The 9,658-nt window shown below is 39.2% G+C and carries 3 protein-coding genes; all 3 read right to left on the bottom strand.

Features of this window, described 5'->3' with window-relative positions; genetic code table 11:
• Positions 1–166 precede the first annotated feature (166 nt).
• Complete coding sequence (locus ACO1B7_RS16205) at positions 167–826, bottom strand: hypothetical protein (protein ID WP_005028677.1); 660 nt, start codon at positions 824–826, stop codon at positions 167–169.
• Positions 827–909: 83 nt separating this feature from the next.
• Entirely contained in the window at positions 910–8,196 is a 7,287-nt protein-coding gene (locus ACO1B7_RS16200) for an LPD1 domain-containing protein (RefSeq protein WP_151532484.1), read from the bottom strand.
• A gap of 208 nt (positions 8,197–8,404) precedes the next feature.
• Positions 8,405–9,646, bottom strand: coding sequence for a hypothetical protein (locus tag ACO1B7_RS16195; protein ID WP_005028681.1), 1,242 nt, complete (start codon positions 9,644–9,646; stop codon positions 8,405–8,407).
• Between the last annotated feature and the right edge of the window lie 12 nt (positions 9,647–9,658).

Raw genomic sequence — 9,658 nt, 5'->3', positions numbered from 1 at the left:
GAGGGAGGGTTTAGGCGTTATTCTTTAAAATAGTATATACCGAGTAAATAGCACTGTTTAAATACCTATCATTTTTAATAAAACCATCTAAAACCGTGCACTATTCTTTCTTTTTTTATAAATAAAAATGCCACCGTATAGGTGACATCTTGCTTAAAGCTGATGGTTACATTTTAACAAATTCGTTTTTAGCGAGTTCGTCTGGTTGGGTGCCATCTTCTACACCTACAATAATTCCAGTACCACGAATAAAGTAGCCACTATTATTCGGATATTGGACCAAGGTAACATTATGCTCAAGGTTACTTTCTAAAAAGGTAGTGCCGTATCCCCAAAACTTATTTAATCCTTGCCATGGAGCATCCTTAATATAATTGTTTTGGGCATATTGAATGGTGTATTGACCAATTGGAAGAGATATATTGACAGTTTGCTTTTTGGGTACCTGAACAACGGCTCGTAACCTTTTAGTGGCCTTATCTCGAATGATAAACACAGTATCAACATTTTGAGATTCCATTGAAACAGGACCAAAATGTTGTGTGTTTTCCATACTGGAAACATTAATCACTTCTTTTTTAAATGGCATGGCTGCACTATTGGCTACCATTTTTTGATGTTCAGCATAGTCTTTTGCCATTTGTAGACCGTTTTCAGGTTCATTCGGTTGGCCTGGATTGGCTGACTCTACTGATTGAGCTTGTTTCGATATTGCCCGTGTAGCACTTTGAGCAAAGAGATCGACCAATCCGAAATGATTAGCCACAGATATAATTGCAACTGCTAGACCAAAACCAGCAAATTGCTTTGGAATTGCTATTGCCATAGTGCCCCCTGATTCCATTTATAAGATTTAAATAAAAAAAAGATGCCACCCACAGGGGATAGCATCCAAGATCTCAAAATTGCTTATAGTGCCAATTCAGGATCGCTATTCTTTTGTTTGCTTAATTCTGGATCTGCTTGTACTTCAATGTTGGTCATGAGCTTAGTCCAATATTCATCGTATTCAGCTTGTGACATCTCATTAATGACTTCATTCCATTTAACTAGGTTCTCATGTTGATCTGTACCCGGTTGGAAGAAGTGCATTGCATTTCTGACATACTGCTGATGATCAGCAAAACGCAGTTCAGCAATATTTTCCTGAATATAGTCCAGGCCTTTCACCGTAAATTCGCGAATCTCCTTCATGATTGCATCTTTTTCTATACCATGCGGTTGAGTTACAGAAGATGAACCACCTTCAGGACATGGGTAAACAAGCCAATCATTACGCAAGTTCATTTCTGCTAAGGTCACTTGTAAGTACTGCTCACCACTACGGGCAAACATTTCATGTGCGGTCGTCCAATACGGCTTCTTAGCACTTGTTAAGCCCTCTAATACCATCGCATTTTTGTAGAAATCAGTTTTTAGCTGAGATTGATTAGTTGATGTTAAGCGATCGTTCGTCTGTAAGCTTAAAGAAATTAACTTTAAGTGTTCATCTGACAATGGTTTAGGGCTGTTTTCTTTGATGAAGTCGAGTGCACATATCGCAAACTGACTACGCAACATTTGTCGATAATCACGGAATACAACTGATCTAAAGACTGTACTGTTCGCTGCACCAAGTACTTGCGCTGCAAAGACACGATCATGATCAATTTCAGAACGAGATTGCGAGATATATTTGTTGAGCTCAGTCCGTGGGATTGGATACTCATTTTCAGACAAGAACTTATGCAAGCCTTGGGCAACGTGCATATAACGTCTATGTTGTATGGCGTCCTTTTGGAAAAGTTCAGGATCTTCATGACGATTAGCGAAGTTAATCAATGAAGATAGTTCAGTATGCAACTTGCCACGTTCCGCAATAAACGTATTAATTTTCTCTTTTATGCTGTCTCTATCTGGCGTAAACAAATCAACAATGTCAGGTTGATCTACCAATGTTTTATCCAAAATCGTTTTGATGCTGGTTTCATAAAACTTGACTTGATTCTCAAGATTCGTGCGAAGTACTTCTATCGAGTCATCCTTTTTCATTGGCAAGTAATACATCGCTTGATTTACTTTGGCTGCAGCTTGCAACAAATCTTGGTTAATGTTGGCATACTTCTCAGACTTAATGTTATTCAATTCTGCAAAACGAGTTAGATAAGGCTGTACGTTTTCCATCATCATTTTTGGTTGATTGCGTGTCATCGCACTAAAAATGAGATGGTCATAGGCATGGAAAAATTCATGACCAAACGAGCCAAAACCTGAATTCTTGGTTAAGTTAATCACACGGTTAGATGGCTCGTAATGTGCCATCGCAGCGGAACGTCCACGCGAACCAAAAGCAACACCCAACATACCGTTAAAGCCAACAAATTTCGGATCTATATCAAGTGCCTTAGCAAGAGCGAAACAACCGTCATATGCGTTATTTAATGCGATTTGACGATCGCTCTGGTTCAAGTACTCGCCAAACTCTACGGCTTTAAATCCAAAGGTCGCTTGCAAGGTATGTGCTGTAACATCTTGGCCATTACGTGAAGCAATGTTTTCCGTCACAACCACATCACTGAGCTTGAATGCCTTACGCATAGTACGAGGCTTAGCATACTCTTTGAATAGGGCATCTAAGGTACTCGCCGTGTCATCTACAATGTTCGATACATTCTTTTCAGATAACGAGACTTCTTGAGTATCATCATTCTCTGCAGTTGCGTCTTTGGTTTTTTTAGCAGTTAACAGATCCATTACTTGTTCAGATAGACCAGCATCAGATCTGCTAAATAGCGTACTCGAATCTATAATGTTGCCACTTCTAAAAGTAACAGTCGCTTTTACTTTGTCTTGGAACGGTTTGGCATCAATCGCACTACGTATTTTTTTATAGATAGAGTAGGTGCCTTTAACTGGCGGTAACTCTTTCCGTAAATGATGAAGTGCTTCAGTGAGCGTTTTACGTGCTTCACTACTATCGGTTTTCGCCAATTCAGAACTAATAATCATGTCAGTGGCAGCATATTCAGCATAGCTTTCTACCAATGAAAATAATGACCGATCTAATGATTTAAACGCCGTGAACAGATCTTTGTCTTCATTCAAACGAACGTATAAATCACATGCATTAGGAATAAATTCACGAACTGTTTTTGCTTCCATTAAAGCATCACGCATACTTAAAACAGCGTCATAGTATCCAGCACCTACTTTTTTAAACTGTTCTTCAGTGGCATTTTCAAGCGGATAACGTGGCTGATCATTCGTCATCTTGCGTACAGCGTCAGTCAGCAAGTGAATGTAAATATCTCGACCAGCTTCTTTTGCTTGTAAAACCGATTCCTTTTTCCAAATTTTGTCACGCGTAATTAGGTTTTTGACTTGCAAAAGCGACATATCTTGAATCTGACTGAGCGATAAACGTGGACCATACAGATCCTTTTTCGCACCAGGCATTTTCATACCCGTATCTTCAATAAGTCCAACTTCAGAACGTGACTCAGTGGCTTTCGGTTTGGTTGTTTTTGGCTCTTTTGGTGCTTCAGCTTCAGGCTTACCCTCAGACTCAAACAGTGATGTTTGCTCTGGAGCAACTGGCTCAGTCGGCTCTACAACTTCTACCGTTGCTTCCTGTACTTCTGGTTCAGTAGGCTTTTGAACTTCAGGTTCAGTTACGATCGGTTCTTCAACCAATGGTTCTTGGGCAACTTCTACAACAGGTGCGCTTTGAACCATATGTTCAGGTTTATATACTTGATCGCGAGACTTAAATAATTCTGCTTTTTTGAATGATTTTGCAAAATCAGTAATTAAGAAGTTCTTAGAGTTCGGGTGCTTTGGCGTAGGAAGAATTTTATAGCCTTGATCAACAAATTGCTGATGTTCGGCATTATTCACAATGGCCAGTTTTAACGGAGATTGATCATCGGCAACTTTAATCGCGAGATCGAACCGGTCTTTAGATTCAAGTAGCTTTTCACCAAAGGTAAAATCAATTTTATTGACCAATGTTGAAATATTAACAGCCACAATCTCATTAAGGCCTTTAACATCAATATTTTCAAAACCGGGTGATAATGGCACCTTGATTGTCTGCAGTATGTTTTCACGTAACCCAAGATCATTTAATACTTGGTCCACAAGATGCGCTTTTATCCCGTTTAACTGGAAGTCTTTAAACAATCCACCACGCTCGTTGAATTTAGCAAACTGCTCAACATTATCAAAAACCCGTAATTGATCATGCTGTAAAACTGGTGTGTCTTTATCTATGACAGAAATCACTAAATCAGCACCGTCATTGGCCACAATAATTTTGGAGCCGTTTTCAAACGCTTGATCCATTTCTTTTTGATGGATGTAGTCGGTAAAGACGTTCATCAAATCAACATTGGTCATCACATCATTGCTTTTCACAAAATCGATTAGATCTTGTTTCGCCGTTGGATCGATGTATTGATTATCGGCATCACGCAAAGTTAATGCCTTGTAATCGTCCAACTCAGGGTTAAACAATACCTTTTCTTTAAGGTGTAGGTTTTCGATCGACTGGAAGATCTGATAGCGTTTTTCTAATGAGTCGATCAAGTACTGCATTTGCTCTTGCGTACTTAAAACTGAATCATTGCTAAGCGTCAAAGCTTTAAACAGCGCCTTATCGTCTGCAGCTAAGTCATTCAGACTTGATTTAACGATTAAGCGATCGGTAGACGGAATCTGTTCACCGCTGAAATATAAGTTAATCGCACCGTGCTTTTGTTCATCAGCTGGTGAAACCGTGAGATAAAAATTTATCTCAGGAAACTCAAACTCTTTGATACGTTCTGGATTGGTGATAATGCTTAAAAGAGATCCCGTTTTTGTCTCGAGAGATTTATTTTTTAGTGCCGTCCATTCTTCAATAGAACGATTTTCAAATGACTGCAGTAGGGCAGAATTGATTAAATCACGGTTGAGGTTAAATCCATTCTTGAGTGAGTCTGGAGTCGATTGTAATGCTTCAAGCACAAGCCCATGTTTAAAGAGATTGCCAAAGTCATTTTCACTGTTAACATCGGTCTTTTCAAGTGGCAAGAAACTTGATGCATGCTCATAGACATTCTTAACTTCAATATCAAGCTTTAAGCCTTTTTCATATTTCGGTACCGCTTCCTTGGTCAAAATACGATTAAGAATTACATTCTTAAGGTCATCATAGGTCAGCTTGTTTTTGCTGATCGGATTAGAGCTCAGGATATGTTCAAACGAAGAAGCACCATTAATCATAATGGTTTTTTGCTTTTGTAATGAACTAACCTTTTGACCTAGATCCATCGGCAGTAAGCGAATGAAGTTCTGATCAGATGCTATCGTACTGCTATACACCGCCAAAGAACGTGCGCTAACTTCAGGCTCAACCATCAAAGCGTTACCTTCAGCTAGGTAGGTTTTTACCGCTTCTTCAGTCAACGTGACGACATTTTCAATTTTCGAGTCTTTTGGCGCCGTGACTTCATTGTAGGTCGGTGTTAGATAACCTAGTGCCATCAAAATATGCTTGTGCTCATTATTAATAATGGCAGTAACCGCTTCAGATTTAGACTCTTCACCCACGGCATTTTGATAAAAGTCTTGTAGATAGCGCTTATACGCCATACTTACCGCGACCTTTTTATTTAAGGCAAAAAGCTGTTCTTGTGTATTTGAGTTGAAGTGGTCTTTATGTATCACCTTAGGCAGATAGTTTTGAAAGCTGTCTACCACATAGATTTCATCTTTTTCGAGTGTTTCTTTTAAAGACAAAACTTCATTGGTCGCAGCAAAAACAATCGCGTTGGCCAGTGCATTACCAGGATTCGTGCGTACACGTAATTCCTCATTTATCGCATGATTGAGTTGCGACCTAATATCAGGTAATCGGTTAAGGATAGGGGAGTCAGGATTGTTGCCAATATTGCTACTCAGCTCAGAAAGCACATGAGCCACATCGATACGCTTATTAAAACCCTTGTAGTTACCGTCCTGTTCTAACAGGTTATAGAATCGCTCTAAGCTTTCATCCGATAAATATTGTGATGCAATGCTATGGGCATCACCATCACCAAGCGCCGTAAATTGGCTATTAATACTATGCAGTTGTTGAAGAATACGAGGCATTTGCTGATGAAATGAAAAGTAGTTTTTACCTACATTTTCAGCACTGGTCGCAATCATGTCCTCAATACTGTTATCCAGCACTGATACAGCATTCGAGAACACCATATCGTTAAAATCTGGCATTGCAGATTCTTGAGATGGTGAATATCCCAAAATAGAATATTCAAACTTTTCGACTGCAGATAACTCTTGATCTTGTTCATCATAATAATGAACCACATCAAACTGGTTAACAGCTTCATTCCAAAGCCCGTTAGGTTCTTCACCTAGATCAACGTTGAAATGATAAATGTCAATGTCATTTGAGGTGTGAGTAGCTTCAAACTCGTTCGCCTCATCCAATAGACGTTGCATTTCATCTTGCAATTCATCATCGGTGACAACGCTTTGTAGGAAGTTATCCAGATCCGTGCCGTATTCTTCACGGTCTATCACTGAATCAAAAAAACTATCATAAAGATTGTTCAGACGCGTAGAAGCAATGTTTAACTGACTTAATGCCAATTCCATTTCATAAGCTTGATCGTCATAGGCTTGCTGATCCAAAACATACGCATTTTCAGTAGCAACAGCGACTTGAATCGCAACCGCTTTTTCAATACGCTCACTGATGGTATGTGTTGCTTTCGCTTCAACAATCGCTTGACGTTCTTCTTTGAGCTTTGCAATTTTTTGTAGGTATTCTTGCTTAATTTTTCGCATTAAAGCGAGTTTAGTCAAAGAGTCCTTAATGACTGGTTCTGGAATGTTCGGCTTAAACTTGGTGTGTCTAAAAAAGTGATCAATTCGATTGAACAAACGTTTTACTGGAACCTTAGGTTCAGGCGGTATGGTTTGCTTAATTTGATTGAGATCCAAGCTTTCTAAACTTGTACCGATGTCATCCAAACTTTCATAAATTAATTCACGATCAAAACTGCTATCACCAATTGAGTAGGGATCAAATGTTCTTAAATTATTAATATTATTTTGAACGCTTTGGATCAGGTCCTTAATCTTATCGGCAAGGTCGAATTCTTCTACATCTAAAGTTTGGTTGTTGTATTCCCAAACTTTCCAATCATTGTCCACCAGCTGTAACGCAGTTGTTTCTATACCAAATGGTGCCAATGCTGACGGGATGCTGTTTTCTTCGTATGAATACAAACAGTCATTGATTTTCGTGACTAAGGTTTGAAGCTTGATCAATCCTTGGTGATTAACGGCATGATCATCCGATCTAAGCGCATTCACAATTGGATCAATGCTCGTATTCAGCCCCTTATTCAGCTCTCGAATATCAATAAATTGCTTCGGTAAGCTGTTATACGCTGGCCATGCTGGATGTGAAGATATTTTATAATTGGTCAGCTCAGGAATTTGCGTAATATCTTTTAGGGCAAGTACTTCACCGCCTGAATTAACCGAAATCACTAGCTGTTTGCTTAGTTCAATAGGCTCTATCGTATCTTCTATGAGTCCAGCATTTAGCGCTGCTTCTTTATCAACATAATAACGAGTCAGTGTTTTATCTGCTTGGTACCCGTAATTGTCTAAATCAGCCAACGGCAATGGATCTACGGACTGCAGTAATGTCGGTAGCTTATTCCAGCCTAAATCTGCTTTATTGAATTGTTTAACCGCACCCATAATGGTTGTATTTGGGGCAAACGGTTTTTGCTGTTTTGCTTGGTAAAGCACAACGGACTTTTGATTATTGAGTTCAAATAGGGATTGCCACTGGTTTTTTTCAGCACTACTCATTGGGTTTTGCAGATATATATCTGACATATCCATTTCAATGAGGTCATTTTTAGAGTCGTAAGGAAAAACAGATTTTATGTCAGCAAGAGAGAGACTATCTTGCGAACTCTTATACATAAAACTAAGGTCGTTATTTTGCTCATTGGTGATATAAACAAACTTTCCAGTCTTTTTTAAACCTGTTAAGAAGCTGTTTAAGGATGTGTTCAACTTTTTCTCTAAAAGCTCAACATCTTTAATCTTAATAATGGCTGCTTGGTTTCTTAAATCAGTTTTAGGGGTTACTACAAGTTGAGCGCCAAAGCTACTCAGATCCAACCATTTCTTTTTAGTTGACATATAAACTCCATGGCAATATGTATAAGCATCTTTTAATTAAAATATCAAAGCACCATCGGTTACTTTTGAACGGTATATACTAAAGATTATAAGAGAATTTATATAAAGAAACTATCTAAAAGGGTTTTAAACAAAGAAAGGGATGGCTTAAAACCATCCCTTTTTTTTAAGTTTTTTTCATTATCAGCCTGATAATGAAAAAATCAGGCTATTTACTTGCCATTGCTTGTGAAAGTGCAATCCTACGAATGTTACCCGTAGACTTAGAACGATCAGTCACTTCAATTGAGCCGTCAGTTAATTTGCTTTCAGCAGAAACTAGCGCAGCCAATACCGCTTCTTTACGTTCATTTGACTTGTATTGTTGATATTGCAAGTTCAAGCGTTCAGTACTTTGAATTAAACCATCGACCATCAAACCACGTTCATCTTTAATCGCTTGTGATTTAGCAAAGTCTTTGTAATCTTGCCCTGAACCTAAATAACGAGAGACACTTTTTTCCAAGTGTTGCATCGGTGCAAGTTTGGTACTTGAATCATGACTATTGGTACCACCACCAGCAACAGGGGAGTATTGCGCTTGAATTGCTTTCAAAGAGGTAATTGCTGGAGAAGTTAAAGCATCTTTCGCCAGTTTAGCCATCACATAATCTTGACCAGCAGATGTTTTCGCAATTCTACCGTCAATTGGAGCATCAGGTAGACCAACCATGTTGTTGATCAATGCATTTTGAGCACGAGCCATCGCCGTGTCTGGCGCTGCAGTCGTGAATAAAGTTGAAGCTTGTAAACTTAGACCAGCATTTTCACCAGCAGCACCACATAGTCCAGACGCAGCCTGAGAAGTGGTACAAAACTCATTATGAGCTTGTAACATAGCTTCTTGTGCTTTGTGAGGGTTCATGTAGACACCAGGCGCAGCAACCACTTCAGAGCCAACTTTATTTAAAATTGAACTATCAGCAGATTTATTGTCTTGTTGAGCTTGTTCACGATCGCCTAAAACTTCACACGCTTTAAATGCTTGGCCATGTGCACCAAACTCAAATTGAGCTTTTTTCATTTGCTCACTTTGTTTAACAGCTTGGTACGCCGTTACAAGACTTTGTGCGTTTTTATGTGCGTTATCTGAAATACCTTGAGCAGATACAGCCTCTTGTTTCGTCAGGATCTTAATCGCTGCCGTCACATCATCTTGTTGCTTTTTAATGCCCAAAGATAAGTTTGTGTCCAACGCACGTAACGCAGCGCTTTCCACCGCATCAGCCTGTTGAATAAGCATATTCAAGGTATTTACTGCCATCGGGTTGCCCACGGAAGCACAGTAATAAGCAGATGCAGAACCGCTAATAATGGCGAGGGTTAAACCGAGTGCACTAATTTTTGAACGAGAGCCGTGCGCTTGTGGCGCTTTCATAACTTTACGTGATGTTCTTTTCGGAGTACGCATTATTTAGTCTCC

This window comes from Acinetobacter lwoffii, assembly GCF_049367455.1.
Lineage (GTDB): Bacteria > Pseudomonadota > Gammaproteobacteria > Pseudomonadales > Moraxellaceae > Acinetobacter > Acinetobacter lwoffii_W.
The sequence above is the reverse complement of the archived record's forward strand: the minus strand, read 5'-3'. Positions and strand labels throughout refer to the sequence as shown.

Excerpts from the sequence above, each read along its gene's own strand:
- ACO1B7_RS16200 (WP_151532484.1), bottom strand. The coding sequence starts at position 8,196 with ATGTCAACTAAAAAGAAATGGTTGGATCTGAGTAGCTTTGGCGCTCAA.
- ACO1B7_RS16205 (WP_005028677.1), bottom strand. The coding sequence starts at position 826 with ATGGCAATAGCAATTCCAAAGCAATTTGCTGGTTTTGGTCTAGCAGTT.
- ACO1B7_RS16195 (WP_005028681.1), bottom strand. The coding sequence starts at position 9,646 with ATGCGTACTCCGAAAAGAACATCACGTAAAGTTATGAAAGCGCCACAA.